The organism is Curtobacterium sp. PhB128, from assembly GCF_004340725.1.
In the GTDB taxonomy this organism is placed as follows: Bacteria; Actinomycetota; Actinomycetes; order Actinomycetales; family Microbacteriaceae; genus Curtobacterium.
On record NZ_SLUR01000001.1, the window covers coordinates 228,395 to 248,448 of the forward strand.

The 20,054-nt window shown below is 72.2% G+C and carries 12 protein-coding genes; 11 read left to right on the top strand and 1 reads right to left on the bottom strand.

Annotated elements, in window-relative coordinates; genetic code table 11:
• Positions 1-35: 35 nt before the first annotated feature.
• From EDF23_RS01040 to EDF23_RS01070, 7 genes are all read left to right on the top strand, one after another.
• The gene (locus tag EDF23_RS01040; protein ID WP_131920037.1) at positions 36-1,448 is read left to right on the top strand and encodes a serine/threonine-protein kinase; all 1,413 of its coding nucleotides are present in this window, start codon (positions 36-38) and stop codon (positions 1,446-1,448) included.
• The gene (locus EDF23_RS01045) at positions 1,445-7,327 is read left to right on the top strand and encodes an Ig-like domain-containing protein (RefSeq protein WP_131920039.1); all 5,883 of its coding nucleotides are present in this window, start codon (positions 1,445-1,447) and stop codon (positions 7,325-7,327) included. Before EDF23_RS01040 ends, EDF23_RS01045 begins: the two co-directional genes overlap by 4 nt.
• A 69-nt stretch (positions 7,328-7,396) precedes the next feature.
• The gene (locus EDF23_RS01050; protein WP_131920041.1) at positions 7,397-8,368 is read left to right on the top strand and encodes a MoxR family ATPase; all 972 of its coding nucleotides are present in this window, start codon (positions 7,397-7,399) and stop codon (positions 8,366-8,368) included.
• Positions 8,365-9,777 carry a DUF58 domain-containing protein gene (locus tag EDF23_RS01055; RefSeq protein WP_131920043.1) on the top strand — a complete coding sequence of 471 codons (1,413 nt, stop codon included), beginning with the start codon at positions 8,365-8,367 and terminating at the stop codon, positions 9,775-9,777. Before EDF23_RS01050 ends, EDF23_RS01055 begins: the two co-directional genes overlap by 4 nt.
• 89 nt (positions 9,778-9,866) lie before the next feature.
• The gene (locus tag EDF23_RS01060; protein ID WP_131920044.1) at positions 9,867-12,233 is read left to right on the top strand and encodes a transglutaminaseTgpA domain-containing protein; all 2,367 of its coding nucleotides are present in this window, start codon (positions 9,867-9,869) and stop codon (positions 12,231-12,233) included.
• A 23-nt stretch (positions 12,234-12,256) separates the two neighbouring features.
• Positions 12,257-14,146 (top strand): FHA domain-containing protein, encoded by a 1,890-nt coding sequence (locus tag EDF23_RS01065; protein ID WP_131920046.1) that lies wholly within the window; start codon positions 12,257-12,259, stop codon positions 14,144-14,146.
• Between the two features lie 68 nt (positions 14,147-14,214).
• On the top strand, positions 14,215-14,901 hold the full coding sequence (locus EDF23_RS01070; RefSeq protein ID WP_131920048.1) for a hypothetical protein: 687 nt from the start codon (positions 14,215-14,217) through the stop codon (positions 14,899-14,901).
• A 5-nt stretch (positions 14,902-14,906) separates the two neighbouring features.
• Here the strand turns inward: EDF23_RS01070 and EDF23_RS01075 are convergent, their stop codons facing one another.
• Positions 14,907-15,899, bottom strand: a complete 993-nt coding sequence (locus EDF23_RS01075; protein ID WP_131920050.1) for an asparaginase — start codon at positions 15,897-15,899, stop codon at positions 14,907-14,909.
• A gap of 58 nt (positions 15,900-15,957) precedes the next feature.
• Here EDF23_RS01075 and EDF23_RS01080 point away from each other — a divergent pair, with 58 nt between their 5' ends.
• The 4 genes from EDF23_RS01080 (at position 15,958) to EDF23_RS01095 (ending at position 20,039) form a co-directional block, all read left to right on the top strand.
• Positions 15,958-16,467: an OsmC family protein gene (locus EDF23_RS01080; RefSeq protein WP_123294293.1), complete on the top strand. Its 510-nt coding sequence runs from the start codon at positions 15,958-15,960 to the stop codon at positions 16,465-16,467.
• A 6-nt stretch (positions 16,468-16,473) separates the two neighbouring features.
• Entirely contained in the window at positions 16,474-17,445 is a 972-nt protein-coding gene (locus EDF23_RS01085; RefSeq protein WP_131920052.1) for an FKBP-type peptidyl-prolyl cis-trans isomerase, read from the top strand.
• 2 nt (positions 17,446-17,447) lie between these two features.
• Positions 17,448-18,530 (top strand): 1-deoxy-D-xylulose-5-phosphate reductoisomerase, encoded by a 1,083-nt coding sequence (gene dxr, locus EDF23_RS01090; protein ID WP_131920053.1) that lies wholly within the window; start codon positions 17,448-17,450, stop codon positions 18,528-18,530.
• Positions 18,531-18,704: 174 nt separating this feature from the next.
• Entirely contained in the window at positions 18,705-20,039 is a 1,335-nt protein-coding gene (locus EDF23_RS01095; protein ID WP_207895420.1) for a site-2 protease family protein, read from the top strand.
• Positions 20,040-20,054 lie beyond the last annotated feature (15 nt).

Genomic DNA, 20,054 nt, shown 5'->3' on the forward strand with positions numbered 1-20,054 from the left:
AGAGAGTTGGCCGCTCGGCCGGGGAGGAGATGTCGATGGCGCGTCGCCTGCCGTCCAACCCGCCCGTGATCGGCGGCTTCAGCCCCGTGCACGTCCTCGGTTCCGGTGGCTTCGCCGACGTCTTCCTCTACGAGCAGGACATGCCGCGTCGTCAGGTCGCGGTGAAGGTGCTGCTCGACGAGGTCGTCGACGACCGCGTCCGGCAGATGTTCCAGGCCGAGGCCAACCTGATGGCGCGGCTCAGCACCCACCCGTCGATCCTGACGGTGTTCCAGGCGAGCGTCGCGGCTGACGGACGTCCGTACTTGGTGATGGAGCTGTGCTCCTCATCGCTCAGCGAGCGGTACCGGCGGGAGCCGATCCCGGTGTCCGAGGTGCTCTCGATCGGTGTCCGGATCGGGTCGGCCCTCGAGACCGCCCACCGCGAAGGCGTGCTCCACCGTGACATCAAGCCGTCGAACATCCTGCTCACGGCGTACGGCAACCCCGTGCTGTCCGACTTCGGCATCGCGGCCACCATCGGCGGGACCGACCCGGACGAGCCCATCGGCATGTCGATCCCGTGGTCGGCGCCCGAGGTCCTGATCGACGAGTCCCGGGGCACGATCCAGTCCGAGGTGTACTCGCTCGCCGCCACCGTGTACTCCCTGCTCGCCGGTCGCAGCCCGTTCGAGGTCCGGGGCGGCAAGAACGGTGCGAGCGACCTCATGAGCCGGATCGACAAGGGGGGCGTCAAGCCCACCGGTCGGACCGACGTCCCACCGTCGCTCGAGCGCCTGCTCGCCACCGCGCTGTCCCGCAAGGTGTCGTCGCGCCCGACGACCGTGCTCGAACTCGTGCGCGGGTTCCAGCAGGTCGAGGCCGAGCTCGGGATCCCGCAGACCGCGGCCGACGTCGCGGTCGAGGCATGGGCCATCGCGACCCCGACCCCGGAGGGCGACCGGACCATGATCCGCGAGCTCCAGCCGCCGTCGCGGGTCGGCGCCCGCCGCCGCACCCGTCGCGCGGTCCAGGGCGGCGTCGTCGCCGGCGGTTCGCAGAGCGTCGGCACCGTCCACCGCACCGGATCGGTCACACGTGCGCGTCGACGCACCCGGTCGACGCTCGTCTGGGCGACGTCCCTCGCCGTCGTCGTGGTCGCTGCCCTCGCCATCGCGACCGTGGTCGTCGTCGGGCGGCTCGGCGCCGGGGCGATCCCCGTGGTGGCGGACGTCCGCGCACAGCCCTCGGCGCAGGCGGTGTCGTTCTCGTGGGCGGACCCGGGTCTCAAGAGCGGCGACACTTACGTCATCTCGTCGAACGGCGCGTCCAGCCAGCAGACCGGCACCACGTTCGTGGTCTCCGGGCAGCGCGGCGACGAGGAGTGCATCGCGGTCGCCGTCAACCGCGACGGCAAGACCGGTGCAGCGAGCGCGCAGAAGTGCGCGACCGTCGGGAGCACCGGGTGATCCGCGCGCTCGTCGCGAAGCACCGATCCGCCGCCGTCACCACCGGGGTCTCCGTCCTGGTCGCCGCGGTCGTCGCGACGACCGCGATCGTCTCGACCGGGTACCACACGCAACGAGTCGACCTCGGGGACGGCACCGTCTGGGTGCCCTCCGCCGAGTACGGAGCGGTCGGCCGGGCCAACACCGGGGTCCTCCAGCTGAACACCGCCGTCGAGACCGCGAGCGACGACCTGGCGGTGCTGCAGCGCGGGTCCATGGTCTACAGCGTCGACCAGACCAAGGGGACCGTGGCCAAGGTCGACGTCGCCGACGCCACCGTCGGCGACGCAGTGACCCTGCCCGCGGGGACACCCCAGGTCTTCTTCGCGGGGGACACCGCGGTGATCGGCAACCAGGACACCGGCGAGCTGTGGGCGACGCCCGCGGCCGACCTCGCCGAGTTCGACGCCTCGACCAAGGCCGACCTGACGCTCGGGGCGGACACCGTCTTCGACGCCTCGGACGGACACGTCGCGGTGTACTCGGCGAAGACCGGCACGGCATCGCTCGTCGACGTCGGGTCGACGTTGTCCGTCGACCAACGGTGGAAGGTCGACATGGACCGCACCGACGACTTCCAGGTCGCGACCGTCGACGGCCACCTGGCCGTGCTCGACCGCACCAGCGGCGCACTGTCGATCGACGGCCGCACCGTGGAGCTCGGCGACCGGGTCGGCGCGTCACCCGCGCTCCAGCGATCGTCGGACACCTCGTCCGACGTCACCGTCGCGGGCACCGCCGGACTCGTCCGGGTCAGCGCTTCGGGGTCCGTCGACGCCACCGCGCTCCAGGTGTCCGGGCGTGCGGCGCGCCCCTACGTCGACGGGTCCTGCACCTACGCGGCGTGGGCCGGTGGCCAGGCGATCGACACCTGCGACGGCAACGCCCTCCAGCGGCTCCCGAGCACCGGCGGGACCAGCACGATGCAGATCCTGCACAACGGGCAGACCGTCGTCGCCAACGACCCGTCGAGCGGTCGTTCCTGGGCGATCGACCGCAGCGGCCAGCTCATCGACAACTGGGCCGACCTCATCAAGCAGGACGACGAGCAGCAGCAGGAGCAGGTCTCCGACGACGACCCCGAGGTCGACAAGGACCAGAAGCCGCCGGTGGCGGTGGACGACGACCTGGGCGCTCGTCCGGGACGCACCACGAGCCTCCCGGTCCTGCTCAACGACTACGACCCGAACGGTGACCCGATCATCGTGAGCGAGGTCGGGTCCATCTCGGAGTCCGCCGGCCGCGTCGCCATCGTCGCCGACGGCCAACGGCTGCAGGTCACGCTGTCGTCGCGCGCGACCGGCACCGTGACCTTCCCGTACACGATCACCGACGGCAACGGCGGGTCGGACACTGCGACCGTCCGCGTCACGGTGCGGCCGGAGTCGCAGAACGAGGCCCCGCGGCAGGTGCGCGACACCTCGGCGGACGTGGTGCAGAACGGACACGTCGTCAGCAGCGTGCTCGGCGACTGGGTCGACCCCGACGGCGACCCGGTGTACCTGAAGTCCGCGACCGCCTCGGACGGCGACCGGGTGTCGACCACCCCGGACGGCCTGCTCGACTTCCGTGCGGACAGCGGCCGGACGGGTGACCGTGCCGTGCAACTCGTCGTGAGCGACGGACGCGCGGACGGCCGTGGCTCGGTGACCGTGCGCGTGGCGAAGCAGGGGAGTGTGCCGCTGCGTGCCGACCCGTTCCCGGTGCAGGGCTACGCCGGCAAGGCCTTCACGGTGGAGCCGCTCGACCACGTCCGCGGCGGCAACGGCACCGTGACCCTCACGAGTGTGTCGTCGTCGGCGGGGCTGACGGTCACCCCGAGCTACGACGCGGGCACGTTCCGGGTGCAGGGGGCGAGCGCCGGCGACCACCAGCTCGAGTACACCGTGACCGACGGTGTGAAGACGTCGAGCGGCATCGTCCGGGTCACGATCCTCGCGCCGCCGGACGCCTCGACCGCGCCCATCACGACCCCGAAGACGGTCTTCGTCAACACGCTGTCGAGCAAGGACACCGACGTCACCGCGACCGACATCGACCCGGCGGGCGGGGTGCTGCTCGTCACCGCCCTCGACGGACCGGCGCGGGGCAACGGGGTCCAGGCGAGCATCCTCGACCAGCACACCGTGCGCGTCACGCTGACCGCACCGCTCGACGGGCCGGTGTCGTTCGGCTACACCGAGACGAACGGCCTGGCGTCGTCCACCGGCACGATCACCGTCGTCGAGATCCCCAAGCCCGACCGGATCCAGCCGCCCGTCGCCCAGCCCGACAGCGCGACCGTCCGGGTCGGCGACGTCGCGAACATCGACGTGCTCGACAACGACACCCAGCCCGAGGGCGAGCCCCTGACCCTCGAGCCCGAGCTCGTGCAGAACGTGCCCGGCGACGGCGGTCTGCTGTTCGCCTCGGGCGACCACCTGCGCTACCTCGCGCCGAAGACCCCCGGCAACTACACCGCCGTCTACCGGGTCGCCGGTCCGGACGGCCAGTACGCCGACGCCGCCGTCTCGATCTCGGTGCGCGAACGGGACGCGGCGACGAACAACCCGCCGGTCCCGCAGACCGTGACCGCGCGGGTCGTGGCGGGTTCGTCGGTGCGGATCTCGGTGCCGCTGAACGGGATCGACCCGGACGGCGACTCGGTGCAGCTCGTCGGCGTCGGGTCGAACCCGGACAAGGGCTCCGTCACCGACGTCGCGTCCGACGCGCTGACCTACGAGGCGGGGGACTACTCGGCCGGCACCGACGAGTTCACCTACACGGTGGTCGACGCCCTCGGCGCACGTGCCACCGGTACCGTCCGCGTGGGCATCGCCCCCCGGGCCGAACAGGCGTCGAACCCCGTCGCCGAGGCCGACCACGTGACCATCCGCCCCGGCGGGTCGGTGACCGTGCGGGTGCTGCAGAACGACTCCGACCCCGAGGGCGGCCAGCTCACCGTGTCGGCGGCCGAGCCCACCGCCGACGACGTGTCGGCGAAGATCCTGCGGAAGCAGCAGATCCGGGTCACACCCCCGAAGACCGCGAAGTCGGGCGACTACGCCGTGCTCTACACGGTGGCGAACGCCAGCGGGGGATCGAGCACCGCGTTCCTCACCGTCACGGTCGACCCGGACGCGCAGCCCCTCCGCCCCGAGGTCGACGACACCACCCTGGACCTGCAGGACATCCTGCGGCGCGAGAGCGTGACCGTCGACGTGCTCGAGAACGTCTTCTTCGCCGAGGGCACCGCTGCCGACCTGCAGGTCGGGATCGTCGACGGCTACGGCGACACCGCACGGCTCACCGACGACGGACGGATCACGGTCCGGCTCACCGACGAGTCCCAGGTCATCCCGTTCTCGGTCGCGCGGGTCGACCACCCCGACATCGTGTCCTACGGCTTCATCAACGTCCCCGGGTTCGACGACGCCCTGCCGCAGATCAACCGCTCGGCCGGTGCCGTCACCGTGAAGAGCGAGGCGACGGTCCGGATCCCGCTCGAGGACTACGTCGTGACCGCGAACGGCCAGACGGCGACGATCACGGACCGCGGCACGGTGAAGGCGACCCACGCGAACGGCCAGAGCCTGGTCGTGGACTCGTCGACCCTGCAGTTCACCTCGTCGAAGCTGTACTACGGCAACGCGTCCATCTCGTTCGAGGTCACGGACGGTTCCGCGGCCAACGGCGGGAAGGGCCGGGTCGCGACGCTCGTGCTCCCGGTCACCGTGACGCCGCGGTCGAACCAGCCGCCGGCGTTCACCGGCTCGGCGGTCGAGATGCAGCCGGGCGAGACGCGCACCGTCGACCTGACGAAGCTCACCGACTACCCGTACCCGAAGGACCTGCCGGAGCTGCGCTACTCCGTCGTCGGCCGTCCAGCGGCCGGCACCACCGCCACGATCTCCAAGCAGCAGCTGACCATCACGGTCGCCGACACCGCGAAGAAGAACACCACGGCGTCGATCGGCATCGGGGTGCAGGACGACGCGAACGCCGGACGTGCCGGCACCGTGACCGTCGGGGTGGTGGCCTCGACGCGTCCGCTCGTGCAACCCGGCGCCGACCGGTCGATCACCAAGCGCGGTGCGACGACCACCATCGACGTCCTGACGAACGACCAGCCGACGAACCCGTTCCCCGGACAGCGGCTGCGCGTCGTGAACATCCGTGGTCTGTCCGGCGGGCTGCCGAGCGGCGTCTCCGTGACCCCGAGCGGCGACCGCACCCGTCTGCAGGTCCGCGTCTCCGACAGCGCCAAGCCGGTGGACGCCCACCTGCAGTACCAGGTCGCCGACGCCACGAACGACCCGGACCGCTACGTCTGGGGCGACGTGACGATCTCGGTGCAGGACGTCCCCGACGCCCCCGGCACGCCCACCCGGACCGGGTCCTACGACGGTGGCCAGGCCACGCTGACCTGGTCGACCCCGCAGGGCAACAACTCGCCGATCACCGGGTACCGCGTCACCGGCACGAACGGCGTCGCGAAGAACTGCGGCACCGCCACCGTCTGCACCCTGACGGGCCTCGACCCGAAGGCGTCGTACCGCTTCCAGGTCATCGCCACGAACGCGATCGGCGACTCGAAGCCGTCGGGCAGCTCGGCCCCGATCAGCGCCGACTACGTGCCGGCGCCGCCGAAGGGCATCACCGTCACGCCGAACGGGTCGACGCCGAACCAACTCGACGTCGCGTGGAAGGCCGTTCCCGCTCCGAACCGCGGCAGCGCGGTCGACGACTACATCGTCACCATCGAGGGACCGGGGCTGTCCGGCACCCGGCACACCGGCACGGCGACGAGCACCTCGTTCACCGGAGCGCAGAGCGCCGCGCAGTACAAGGTGACGATCTCGGCCCGGAACGACGCCGACCGCAACGGCACCGTCGTGCAGTGGAACTCGGCATCGGCCACGGGCACGGCCGTCGGGACGCCCTCGGCCCCGACGCTGAACGCGACGCGTGACCAGTCCCCGGGGAAGACGACGGTCTCGCTGAGCGCGACGGAGAGCGACTGGGCCGGCAGCGGTCGGACGCTCACGATCGTCCGCTACCCGCCCGGCGTCGACATCCCCGGCGGCTGCACGACGACGGGCTCGGACAAGAAGTGGGACGGCAGCAGCGCGACGGACACGTTGAGCTCGAACGGGAACTTCCAGTACGTCGCACTGGCCGACAACGGGCTGTTCTGCACCCCGAGCCGTGCCGCGTCCGTGCAGGGGTACGCGGCACCGGGAACTGCGTCGGCGGACATCGCGGTCGAGAAGTTCAGCGACGATGCGGGCACGTACGCCATCCGCATCCGAAACCCGCGAGCGCAGCCCAGCGCCAACGGATCCGTGGATCACTACGCGTACGCGGTGAACGGCGGCGGGCTCGTGTCGTTCGGCGCGAACGGTTCGTGGGTGAGTGGCGTGGCCTTCGGGTCTGCGGTCAGCGTGACCGTGGTGGCGTGTGCCGACGGCACGTCGAACTTCTGCGGCAGCGGCAGCACGGTGGACGGACTCCGACCGGTCCAGACACGTGCGACGCTCCTGGACTCGATGACCGCTGGCACCCAGGTGACGGTGAACGCCGTACCGCAGAACGCCGGCCTCCAGCCGACCGGCTACCGCGTGGTCTTCTGCGGGTCCCGGTACTACGCGCTCTGTGGTCAGGGAACGGTCTACGCGCCCGATGCCCTTCCTGCGGTCGAAGACTCGCTCCTGGCACGCTACGTGTACGTCGCCGCCATCGTCGACGGGCACGAGGACCCGAACCCGCCGAGCGCGACCATCGCAGCTGCGCCGGTGCCGGACCCCGAGCCGGAGCCGTCCGATCCGGGCGAGCCCGATCCGGAACCCGCGCCCGGCTGACCCGGTTCCGCTGCCCGCTGACCGTACGCTGCACCTACCGCCATCCCCGAGAACGAGGAACGACCCCGCATGAGCATGACCCCGGAGCAGGCCACCTGGTTCGCCGACGTCGCAGGCCGCATCGTGACCAACGTCGAGCAGGTGCTCCTCGGGAAGACGTTCGTGATCCGCCTCGCGGTGACGGCGATGCTCAGCGAGGGCCACCTGCTCCTCGAGGACGTCCCCGGCACGGGCAAGACGAGCCTGGCGCGGGCGATGGCGCAGAGCGTGCAGGGGACGACGAACCGCATCCAGTTCACCCCCGACCTGCTGCCCGGCGACATCACCGGCATCAGTGTCTACGACCAGCGCACGCAGGAGTTCGACTTCCACCGCGGCCCGGTCTTCGCGAACATCGTGCTCGCCGACGAGATCAACCGTGCGAGCCCGAAGACGCAGTCGGCCCTGCTCGAGGCGATGGAGGAGTCGGCGATCACGGTCGACGGCGTGAACCACCGTCTGGCGGCTCCGTTCATGGTCATCGCGACGCAGAACCCCATCGAGCAGGCCGGCACGTACCGTCTGCCCGAGGCGCAGCTCGACCGGTTCCTCATGAAGACCTCGATCGGCTACCCCGACCACGCCGCCACCGTGAAGATCCTCGAGACCTCGTCGGCTCCGTCGGCATCGGTTCCGCTCGCGAGCGTCGTGCCCGCGGCGACGATCACCGAGATGGCCGCGCTGGCCCGCACGGTGCACGTCGACGCCGTCATCGCCGACTACGTCGCGCGGTTGGTCGACGCGACGCGTTCGGCCAGCGAGGTCCGCCTGGGCGTCAGCGTCCGCGGCGCGATGGGCCTCATCCGTTCGGCACGCGTGCTCGCGGCGCTGAGCGGCCGCCACTACGTCACGCCGGACGACGTCAAGGCCCTCGCCGTCCCGGTGCTCGCGCACCGCCTGGTGCTCGACGCCGAGGCGGAGTTCGACGGTGTCAGCGCGCCGAGCGTCATCGCACAGCTGCTGGTGGAGACCCCGCCGCCGGCCGACCGAGTCACGAAGTGACGGACCGCCGGCCCGTCTCCACGCGCTCACGCCGTCCGTCCTCGACGCGGTCGCGTCGCGGGGCGACGGCGTACGAGCGCACGGGGACGGTCGCCGGCCTGACCAACGTCCGCTCACGGATCGTCGGTGACCGCGAAGGCGTCGCAGCGGATGCGGTCGTCGGGATCGTCCGGGTCTGGGCAACGGCCTGGAGGCTCGTCAAGCGTTCCTGGGGCGAGGTCTCGTCCGTCGTCACCGGGCTCGGGTGGACGGTCGCGGCCCTCACGCTCGTCGCGTTCGTGGCCGGCTACCGGTTCGGCCTGCGTGAGATCGTCGTCGTCGGGTTCGCGGGAGCGGTACTCGTCGTCGTCGCGGCCATCGCGCTCATCGGCCGTACTCGGCTGGTGATCCGGATGCGCCTGCCGCAGCACCGAGTGGCGGTCGGCGACGAGGCCGGCGTGGTGGTCACGGCGGAGAACCCGACACGTCTGCCTTCGGTGCCGACGACGGTCGAGGTGCCGGTCGGCCCGGGTCTCGTCGACGTCGCGATCCCGGCGATCGGCGCGCACGGCACGTTCGAGCAGCTGGTGCCCGTACCGACCGTGCGCCGCGGCGTGCTCGACGTGGGTCCGGTCACCGGTGTCCGCGCCGACCCCGTCGGTCTCGTCCGCCGCGAGGTCGTCTGGACCGCACGCGAACAGGTCATCGTGCACCCGCGCACGATCGCGATCCCGTCGACGAGCACCGGGCTGGTGCGCGACCTCGAGGGGCAGGCGACCACCGACCTGTCGCCGGCCGACATCGCGTTCCACGCCATCCGCGAGTACATGCCGGGTGACGACCCCCGCACCATCCACTGGAAGTCGACGGCGAAGTCGGGCGCGCTGATGGTGCGCCAGTTCGAGGACACGCGCCGCTCGCACCTGGTCGTGGCACTCGGCATCGCCCGGTCGGAGTTCGGGGACGACGAGGAGTTCGAGCTCGCGGTGAGCGCTGCGGCCTCGCTCGGTGCCCGTGCGATCCGCGACGGCCGAGAGGTCTCGGTCGTGGTGTCGGAACGCACCCCGGAGTTCGCGAAGCGTGCCGTCTACGCGGTGCGGACCCTGCCGACGGTCACCCCGACGCGACTGCTCGACGACTTCGCCTCGGTCGGACTCGCCGATGCCTGCCTGCCCATCGCCGAGGTCTCCCGGATCGTCGGCAGCGACACCGAGGGCATCTCGGTGGCGTTCCTGGTCGTCGGTTCGACGATCGGACTGCCGGCGCTCCGGCTCGCGGCGACGCGCTTCCCCGTCGGGGTCGAGGTCGTCGCGGTGATCTGTGAGCCCGAAGCACAGCCACGGTTCCTGCGGGTCGCGGGCCTGACCGTGATGACCATCGGATACCTGGACGACCTCCGGCACGCCCTGCACCGATCGGCCGCCGCGTGAGCGCCCCTCCGGTGGCCACGCCGACGCCGCCCGCGGAGCGTGCCCGTCGGTCGACCCGGCGTTCCGATCGACGCGATGCCCGGCGGCTCGTGCCGTTCCGTCTTGCCGGCGGGACCCTCGTCGTGTGGCTCCTGCTCGCGATCGCGAGTGTGTCGTGGTGGCCGGTCTACCGCGACGACTCGATGATCGTCGCGGCGGTGACCGCGATCGCGTTCGGCACCCTCGTCGCCCTCGTCGGCGCGGTCCTGCGGCTGCCGCTGGTCGTGGTGGCGATCGCGACGGTGGCGGCGTTCACGCTCGCCGGTGTACCCGCCGCCGTGCCCGGTCAGGCCAACGGGGTCCTGCCGACGGGCCCGGGCCTGCTCGCGCTGTTCGCCGGCGTCGCGCTGGGGTGGAAGCAGCTGGTGACCATCAGCCTGCCGGTCGGCTCGTACGAGGCGCTCCTCGTGCCGTACTTCGTGACGCTCCTCGTCGCCACGGTGACGGCCGTGAGCGTGGCGACCCGGGCCTCCAGGCAGGAACTCGCGAGCATCCCGGCACTGGTGCTGTTCGCGATCGGGGTGGTCGTCGGACCGAGCCGGCTGGACACGTCGATCGTGACGGCCGTCGTGCTCGTCGCCGTCGCGCTCGTGTGGGCGCTGACGGTGCGGCACGCACGTCGCGCGGTCGCCGTGGCGACCACGATCGGGTCGTCGGTACCGATCGCCCGGTCGGTCGTGCGACCGGCGCTCGTCGGCACGGGGACGATCGTCGCGGCGGCCGTCGTCGCCACGGGTCTCGGGCTGGTCGCGCCACCGGCCAACGAGCGCACCGTCGCCCGCACGGACGTCGTGAAGCCGTTCGACCCCCGCGACTACGTCAGCCCGCTGAGCGGCTTCCGCGCGTACGAGGAACAGAGCGCGGCGGACACCGCACAGCTCCGGGTCACCGGACTGCCGGAGAACGGGTTCGTGCGCATCGCGACGCTCGACACCTACGACGGCGTGGTCTACCGCGTCGGCGGGTCGGACGGCTCCTCGTCGTCGGGCACCTTCGAGCGCGTGCCGACGTCGGTCGACGTCCGTGGCGTGGACGGCACCACGGTGCGCGTGGGGGTGACCGTCGACGGCTACAGCGGGGTCTGGCTGCCGACGGTGGGGGACCTGGAGCGCGTCGACTTCACCGGGACCGACGCCGACGACGAGCGTGGGTCCTTCTTCTACAACGGCTCGACGCAGACGGGCGCCGTGGTCGGCGGTGTCCGCGAAGGCACTTCCTACGACCTGACCGCCGTGGTCCCCGACCAGCCGACGGACGAGCAACTCGCGGCCGCCCGCCCGGGCAGTGCCGCGGTCCCGACGGCGCGCGACGTGCCCGATGCCGTCCGCGAGACGGTCGAGGCGACGACCGACGCCGATGCGACTTCTGGTGCGAAGCTCGTCGCGGTGATCCAGGCGCTCAAGCGCAACGGGTACGTCAGCCACGGCGTCGGTGACGACCGGATGAGTCGTTCGGGGCACGGCGCCGACCGCATCCAGGAGCTCCTGACGTCGCCGCTGATGATCGGCGACCAGGAGCAGTACGCCGCCGCCGCAGCGCTGATGGCCGACGAGCTCGGGTTCCCGGCGCGGGTGGTCATGGGCTTCACCGCAGGCGGCGACTCGGGGTCCGGCGGGGCGTCGGCGAGCGGGGGCGCCACGACGTTCCGCGGGTCGGACGTCACCGCGCGCATCGAGGTCGACACCGCGCAGTGGGGGTGGGTGATGCTCAACCCCAACCCGAGTGTCCGCGAGATCCCGAACGAGCAGCAGCAGACGCCGCAGCCGGTGACCCGTCCCGAGACCGTCGTGCCGCCGCCTCCCGTCGACCAGCAGGACCAGGACCAGCAGGCGCCGCCGCAGAGCGACCGGAACACGCCGCCCGTGCAGCCGCTGTGGTTGCAGATCCTGCTCGCAGCGCTGCCGTGGGTGCTCGGTGCACTGGGGCTGATCGCCGTCGTGCTCCTGCCGTTCGGGGTGATCGTCCTGCTGAAGCGGGTCCGCCGCCGACGGCGCCGTCGTGCTCCGACGCCGCGCGGTCGCATCGTCGGGGCCTGGGACGAGTACCGCGATGCGCTCCTCGACCGTGGGCACGACGTGGCCGGATCGGCCACACGACGCGAGACCGTGACCGGTGCTCCGGGTGAGGGCGGGACCGGACTGGCCGCCCTCGCCGACCGGGCGGTGTTCGGACCGAGCGATGTCGACCAGGCCGCCGCCGACCGGATGTGGTCGGCGACGGACGATGCGGTGGGGACCCTGCGCGCCGGTCGGACGCGCCGTGAGCGGTTCCGCACCGCCGTGTCGCTCCGGTCCCTGCGTGGACCCGGACGGCCGCGCGCCACCACCGGTCAGGGCTCGGCGAGACGCGGTGACTACGATGGCCGGAGGCCTGACGAGCGTCGTGGACGGCCGAGTGAGGACAGAGGCAGACCGTGATCAGATGCGAACACTGTGGATCGATGCTCCCGGAGGGGGCGATCTTCTGCGGTGAGTGCGGACGCGCGGTGACCGCCGGAGCGAGCCGCCGGCCGGTCGCTCCGACCCCCGTCGAGCAGGCGCCGCCACCGCCCCTGCAGCAGCCCGACTCCCACGGACGTCGCTCCGACCCTGCGGCCGACGCGTGGTTGCCCGAGTCGACCCTCGACCCCGCCACCCGCGCCTGGCTGACCGGTGCCGACCGCCGCAGCACCGAACCCCCGACCGCGGTGCCCGTGCAACGCCCCGACGACCTCGCCCCGCGCGAGGCACCGTCGCACGTGCACGGAGCGGGCTCCGGCCTCGGCGACTGGTCGAACGCGGCCGCGCAGCCCGACGCCGTCCCCGCCCAGGACGAACCGCCACTGGACCCGGACGCTTACCGCTCCGAGCCCGCCGACGACCCCGAGCGGACCCGGTTGGCTCCCGTCGAGGACCGTCCCGTGACCCCGCCGGCCGCTGACGAGGCTCCGGCTCCCGTGTGGGCGCCGCCGGTCGCTCCGGCCCCGTCCGCGGCTCCGGCAGGCCCGTCCTGGTGGGTCGGCCGCGGCGCCACCACCGATGCCGCGCAGCCCGCGTCCGGAGCTGATTCGGCTCCCGTCGTGCCGCCGGTCCCGAGTGCACCGACCGTCGCTGACGACACGCTCCGTGACACGACCCACGACACGCCCGACGACACCGAGGCGTCCTCGCACGCGACGGACGACGCAGCCGTGCACGCCGACACCGACGGTGCTGACGACACGACGTCCACCCGCTCCGCCGAGCCCGTGCAGGACGGTGCGCTCGGACAACCGACCGCAGCCGTGCCCGTCGTCTCGCCGCCGCAGCCGGGGGACACCGCCGTCGTCGAGCCCCTGATCGACCGCCGACCGCCGCGGCCCGCGCCGCTCGTGACGCCGGGCATGCACGCCACGACCATCTGCCACGTCTGCGGCAACCGCCTCGAGCCCGACGACATCTTCTGCGGCGAGTGCGGAGCAGTCCGCCCCGCCGTGACCGCCGCGTTCACCGGACCGGTCGTGCCGCTGCCGATGGCGCGTCCGGACTGGGCGACCGAGCACTCCGGCGTGGAGTCGGCCGGAGCCGGCGGGTCGTCGTCGACCGACGTGCCGGACGACGAGATCCCGGTCGATGCGCCTGCGGACGATCAGGCCTCGAGCGACGAGACCGGGTCCGGCGAGACCGGGTCCGACGAGAACGGGTCCGTCGAGGCCGTGGCCGACGAGACCGCCGCCGACGACGAGTCTGCCCTGCCGGACAGCGAGGCCTCGCGCCCGGGTGGCCGTCCCCGCGGCGCACACGCGGCGCCGGTGACCGAGCCGACCGAGCCCGGGGACGCGGCACCGCACGGAGAACCGCAGGACTCCGAACGGTCCTGGGCCCCGCCGGCGCACGCCCCGCTCGCCGCGCCGCTGCCTCCGCTCCCCGGGGCGACGGCACCCGAGCTCCCGCTCCCGCCGTCGGACCGTCCCGAGGCCAGTGCGGACGCCGACGAGCTCGACGAGGACGTCGACGAGACCCGCATCGTCTCGAAGACCCCGACGCGCGCGCCGTTCCTGCTGCACTTCAGCACGGGCGAGCGGTTCGGGGTGCACGGCACGGGCCTGCTCGGTCGTCTGCCTCGTCCGCAGCCGGGGGAGCGCTACGACGACCTGCTGACCGTCCACGACCCGGGCAAGTCGGTGTCGAAGACCCACCTCGAGCTCGGCCGCGACGGTGACGACCTGTGGGTGTCCGACCGGTTCTCCGGCAACGGCACCGTCGTCCGCCACATCGACGGTTCGATCCGTCGCTGCGAGCCCGGCCGTCGGTACCGCGTGGAGCGCGGGGCTCGGGTGGACATCGGCGAGCAGTTCTTCCTCGTGCAGTAGCGCTCGGAGTTCTCCACAGATCGGTCGTCGGCGCCCCGGAGACGCCGCCGTCCTGCTGCGATGGAGGCATGACCCCGTTCGCTGCTCGGTGCGTCCTGGTCGGGACCGCCGTCGTGCTCGTCCTCGCCGGGGTGTTCGCGCCCCTCGACGGCGCTTCCCGTGCGGTGGTGTTCGCAGCCGCCGGGTGCTGCGCGGTGCTCGACGTCCTGCTGCACCGGTCCGGCGCAGGCGGGCCCCGCGAACCGGAGTCGCTGGCCGGCGACGACTCCGCCGCGGCGATCGAGTCCCACTGTCCGAGCGCGCCCGGACGGCTCCTGCTCGGCCACGGCCCGGACGGTGACCCGTGGGAGACCGACACGACCGGTCACGTCGTGGTCGTCGGCACCGGGGCACTCGCCGCCGCGGTGTTCCGGGCGATCGCCGAACAGCTCCGCGCCACCGCCGATCCGTGGGACGACCTCCGCGCAGCCGGCAGACCCGGAAGCCCCGCTGGCGACGGTCCGGCGCTGCCCGACGGCGCGACCCTGCCCGACGGTACGACGCTGCCCGACGGCACGGCGGTGCTCGCTCGCCTCGACCGCTCCGGACGTCCCAGCGGCACGGTCGTGCTCGTCCCGGGCCTCGGCGCGATGCCACGGCTGTGGGACGCCGCGGTCGAGGTCACCCGCTACGGCTGCACCGTCCGTCGCCCACCCGACCGACGTGGTGTCACGCTCAGACCGGTGCTCCCGGTACTGCCGGAGCTCGTCGGATGACGGCCTCAGCGCAGGCCGGCGCCGACCCGGACCGCGCCGACCGGCACACCACCGCCGAGCACCTGCTCACCCGTCGCCGCCAAGACATCGGCCACGCCGTCGGCGCCCACCAGCCCGTTCCGCTGCAGCAGGGTGAGTGCTGCGAGGGTGCCCGCGCGCTGCGACCCGTCCAGCACCTTCACCGCGACCGCGGCCCCACCGGGCAGCCCCATCACCATGACGCCCTCGGCCCCGAGCTTCGCCAGGACCTGCAGCCGCTCGATCGTGACGGTGTTGGCCCGCCCGACCCCGTCGATCGCCCACGGGTGCGCCAGGACGGCGTCGGTCAGTGCCGCGGAGTCGTCGTCGGCCCGGGCGACGACGCCGGCGAACCCGCGTGCCAGTCCGGTCAGCGCGAGCGGGAAGACGGGAGCGCCGCAGCCGTCGGTGCCGACCAGGTCGACCGTCTCGTGCGTGTACTCCTCGACCACCGAGCGGACCCGCTGCTGCATCGGGTGCTCGATGTCCAGGTACGTCGCCTCGTCCCACCCGTTGACGCGGCAGGCGGCGAGCATGCCGGCGTGTTTGCCCGAGCAGTTCATCGCCAGGCGCCGGGGGCCGTCCATCGTCCGGCCGGTCGCTCGGTCGAAGGGCATGTCCGGCGGGCACCCGAGGTCGGCCTCGACGTGGTCGAACGACTCGAGCATGTGCAGCGCGAGGGCCTGGTGTGCGACGGTACCGGCGTGGCTCGCGGTGGTGAGGACGAGTTCCTCATCGGAGAACCGGGCACCGGCGCCGCGGACGGCGAGGGCCTGGAACGGCTTCATCGTCGAGCGCGGGTAGATGCTGGCTGCGACGTCGCCGACCGAGTCGACCACGGCACCCGCGGAGTCGACCACGACCCCGGCGCCGATGTGCCGGCTCTCGTCGAACCCCGACCGGTCGAGGACCGCGAGTTCGACCGACCCGTCGGCGGTGAGAGGATGGCGATCAGTGCGGACTTCGTGGCTCACCGTCATGCCGCCATGCTAGCCAGGGCGGACGACCGCCAGTGACGCCGACGAAGGGGCAGCACCCGTGCAGGACCACACTTACGAGGTCTCCGTCAGCTGGACGGGAGACCGCGGCACCGGCACGTCCGGCTACCGCGACTACGGGCGCGACCACGTCGTCTCGGCGGTCGGCAAGCCCGACGTGGCCGGCTCGGCCGACCCCACGTTCCGCGGTGACCGCGACCGCTGGAACCCGGAGGAACTCGTCGTCGCCGCGTTGGCCCAGTGCCACATGCTCAGCTACCTGCACGTCGCGGTGACCCAGGGCTTCACCGTCGTCGACTACCGCGACACGGCCACTGCGTCGCTGAACCTGAACCGCGACGGCTCGGGTGAGCTCACCGGTGCGACGCTGCACCCGGTCGTGACGATCCTCGAGGCAGACCGGGTGGCCGATGCCGAAGCCGCGCACGCCACGGCGAACCAGCTCTGCTTCATCGCCCGGTCGGTGTCGTTCCCGGTGCACCACGAGGCCCAGACCGTCGTCCGTGCTGCGACATTGGCAGGGGACTCTTCAGCAGGTGGGGCAGACTAGGTTCCCGTGAAGCGTCTGCGCCTGCTCCCGATCGCCCTCGTCCCCGCCGTCGTGCTGGGACTCGCCGCATGCTCCGGCTCCGGTTCGGACGGGTCCACGGCCTCGCCGACCCCGACCGCCAGTGCGACCGCCTCGGCGATCACGTCCTGCCCGGACCCCGGCAAGGCCTCTGACTCGATCCGGGCGACCGGCTCGTTCGGGGGCGCGAAGGCCCCGACCGTCAAGTTCGCGGCGGGCCTGTCGGCCAAGACCCCGCAGGCCACGAAGCTCGTCTCGGGCAAGGGCGCGTCGTTGGACGAGGGCGACTACGCCCAGGTGTCGTACACGGTCTACGAGGCGAAGGACGCCAAGAAGCTCGGCACGGTCGGTTTCGACGAGGGCAACCCGCAGGTCCTGTCCGTCGGCGGCTCGGGCTTCGGTGCCCTCCTCGCCTGCTCGAAGGTCGGCGACCGGGTGGCAGCGGTCGGTCAGTCCGCGGCACTCGGCTTCAACACCGGCGGCGAGATCGTCGTGGTCGCGGACGTCGTCGCGCAGACCCCCACCAAGGCGAGCGGCACCCCGCAGGACCAGGACCCCGGCCTGCCGACGGTCAAGGACAAGGCGTCCGGCGAGCCGGAGATCACGATCCCCGACGGTGTGAAGGCCCCGACCAAGACGACCGTCGAGGTCCTCAAGCAGGGCGACGGCGCGTCCATCGCCGACGGCGACACCGCCCTCGTGCAGTACAAGGGCGTCGTCTACAGCACCGGCAAGGAGTTCGACTCCTCGTGGTCGAAGGGCGCCCCGACGACCTTCACGGTCTCCGAGAGCGCACTCATCAAGGGCTTCGTCACGGGGCTCGTCGGCCAGAAGGTCGGCTCCCAGGTGCTGATCGTCGCCACGCCGGAGGACGCCTACGGCGCGAACCCGCAGGAGGGTTCGGGCATCCCGAAGAACGCCACGCTCGTCTTCGTGGTCGACATCCTCGCGAAGGGCTGACCGTGGCCCGGCGCCGCATCGTCGTCCTCGGCAGCACCGGCTCGATCGGCACGCAGGCGCTCGACGTCGTCGCCCGCAACCCCGACCGGTTCGAGGTCGTCGGTCTGACCGCCGGCAGCAACCGCACCTTGGTCGCCGAGCAGGCCGAGCGGTTCGGCGTGCGCGACACGGCGTTCGGGGCGGAGGACTCCGAGCGGCTCGTCCGCAGCGTCGAGGCCGACGTCGTCCTGAACGGCATCACGGGGTCGGTCGGCCTCGGGCCGACGCTCGCGGTGCTCGAGACCGGTGCGACCCTGGCGCTCGCCAACAAGGAGAGCCTCATCGTGGGCGGTTCCCTGGTGCAGCAGGCTGCGGCGCCGGGCCAGATCGTCCCCGTGGACAGCGAGCACTCGGCGATCGCGCAGACGCTCCGCTCCGGTGCCGACACCGAGGTGCAGCGGCTCGTCCTCACGGCGAGCGGCGGTCCGTTCCGCGGCCGCACCCGCGAGCAGCTCCGCGACGTCACCCCGGCGCAGGCGCTGGCGCACCCCACGTGGGACATGGGACTCGTCGTCACGACGAACTCCGCCACGCTCGTCAACAAGGGGCTCGAGGTCATCGAGGCGCACCTGCTCTTCGGCGTGCCGTACGACCGCATCGAGGTCACGGTGCACGCGCAGTCGATCGTGCACTCGATGGTCGAGTTCGTCGACGGCTCCACCATCGCGCAGGCCTCGCCGCCGGACATGCGTCTGCCGATCGCGCTCGGCCTGGCGTGGCCGGACCGCGTGCCCGGGGTCGGTGTGCCGCTCGACTGGACCACGGCGAGCACCTGGACCTTCGAGCCGCTCGACGCCGACGCGTTCGGCGCCGTCGCCCTCGCGAAGCGTGTCGGTGAGCTCGGCGGGACCTTCCCGGCCGTCTTCAACGCGGCGAACGAGCAGGCCGTGGCCGCGTTCCACGCGGGCGCCATCGGGTTCCTCGACATCGTCGACACGGTCGAGCGCGTCGTCGAGGAGCACACCGCGGGGGAGCCGTCACTCGACGGTGTGCTCGCTGCGGAGCACTGGGCCCGCGCCGCGGCGGACCGCGCGCTGACCCGCTGACGTGATCCGCGCCTCCCGTCGGTCGCATGGTCACCACGTGACGGACTGGGCCCACACCGCCGGTTCCGGCGCGACGCGCCAGCGGCGGGACGGCCGTGCCGGTGGGGAGAGGCTCAGATCACCTCTCAGACGGCGCTCGGCTCCGTCATGGCAAGCGTCCCGTACCCTTTCCCGGTGACCGTCGAATCCGTCCTGCTCTTCGTCCTCGGCGTGGTCGTCTTCATCATCGGCCTGCTGGTCTCGATCGGACTCCACGAGCTGGGGCACCTGTCCTTCGCGAAGCTGTTCAACGTCAAGGTGACGCAGTACTCGCTGGGGTTCGGCAAGGCCATCTGGTCGTTCAAGCGGGGTGAGACCGAGTACGGCATCCGCCCGATCCTGCTCGGCGGCTACATCTCGATGGTCGGCATGCTCAAGCCGCGTGCCTCCGGCCGCCCGAGTGCGATCACGAACACCGGCATGTACGGCGCGTTCGTGCAGGACGCCCGCCAGGCCAGCGCGGAGCAGATCGCGGACTCCGGCGGCGACGACTCCCGCGCGTTCTACCGACTGACCCCGTGGAAGCGCATCATCGTGATGGTCGCCGGCCCCGCGATGAACCTGGTGATCGGGATCGTGCTGTTCGGCGTGCTGCTGTGCGGCTTCGGGTCGCCGACCACGACGTTCACGTCGAGCGTCGACTGCGTCCTGCCGACCAGCCAGACGACCGAGTGCTCCTCGGGCGATGCGGAGTCGCCGGCGAAGCAGGCCGGCATCGCGTCGGGCGACGTCGTGCTCTCGGTGAACGGTGAGCAGGACCCGACCATCGCGCGCGTCTCCGAGGTCTTCCAGAAGTCGGCCGGCGAGCAGGTGACGGTCGTCGTCGAGCGTGACGGTGCCCGGAAGACGCTCGAGATCACCCCGACGACCGCCACCCGCGACGTCTACGACGCCGAGGGCAAGGTCGTCACGAACGACGACGGCACGACGAAGACCCAGCGGGTCGGTGTCGTCGGCGTCAGCATCGGGCAGTCGCTCGTGCGGCAGTCGCCGGCCGAGGTCCTGCCCGCGACGGGTGCGCAGATCGCCGCGTCGGCGCACCTCATCATCGACCTGCCGCAGCGCCTGGTCGCCGTCTGGAACGCGGCGTTCGGCGCGCAGGAGCGGTCGCAGGACAGCCCCGTGTCGGTCGTCGGCGTCGGCCGCGCGATCGGCGAGGTCTCGTCGATGAGCGGCGTGCCGGTGGTCGACAAGGCGTACACGATCCTCGGGCTGCTGGCCTCGCTGAACATCGGCCTGTTCGTGCTGAACATGGTGCCGCTGCTGCCGCTCGACGGCGGGCACATCGCCGGCGCCCTGTGGGAGGCGATCAAGCGACGGTCCTTCAAACTCGTCGGCAAGGCGGACCCGGGCCCCATCGACCTGGCGAAGACGATGCCGCTCACGATGGTCGTCGTGGTGCTGCTGGCGGGGATGAGCGCGCTGCTGATCTACGCCGACATCGTGCGGCCCGTGAACCTGTTCGGGTAGTCGCTGCGGCGCTAC

What these genes read in the sequence shown, in the direction of transcription:
- EDF23_RS01040 (WP_131920037.1), top strand. Translation starts at nt 36, where the DNA reads ATGGCGCGTCGCCTGCCGTCCAACCCGCCCGTGATCGGCGGCTTCAGC.
- EDF23_RS01050 (WP_131920041.1), top strand. Translation starts at nt 7,397, where the DNA reads ATGAGCATGACCCCGGAGCAGGCCACCTGGTTCGCCGACGTCGCAGGC.
- EDF23_RS01065 (WP_131920046.1), top strand. Translation starts at nt 12,257, where the DNA reads ATGCTCCCGGAGGGGGCGATCTTCTGCGGTGAGTGCGGACGCGCGGTG.
- EDF23_RS01070 (WP_131920048.1), top strand. Translation starts at nt 14,215, where the DNA reads ATGACCCCGTTCGCTGCTCGGTGCGTCCTGGTCGGGACCGCCGTCGTG.
- EDF23_RS01075 (WP_131920050.1), bottom strand. Translation starts at nt 15,899, where the DNA reads ATGACGGTGAGCCACGAAGTCCGCACTGATCGCCATCCTCTCACCGCC.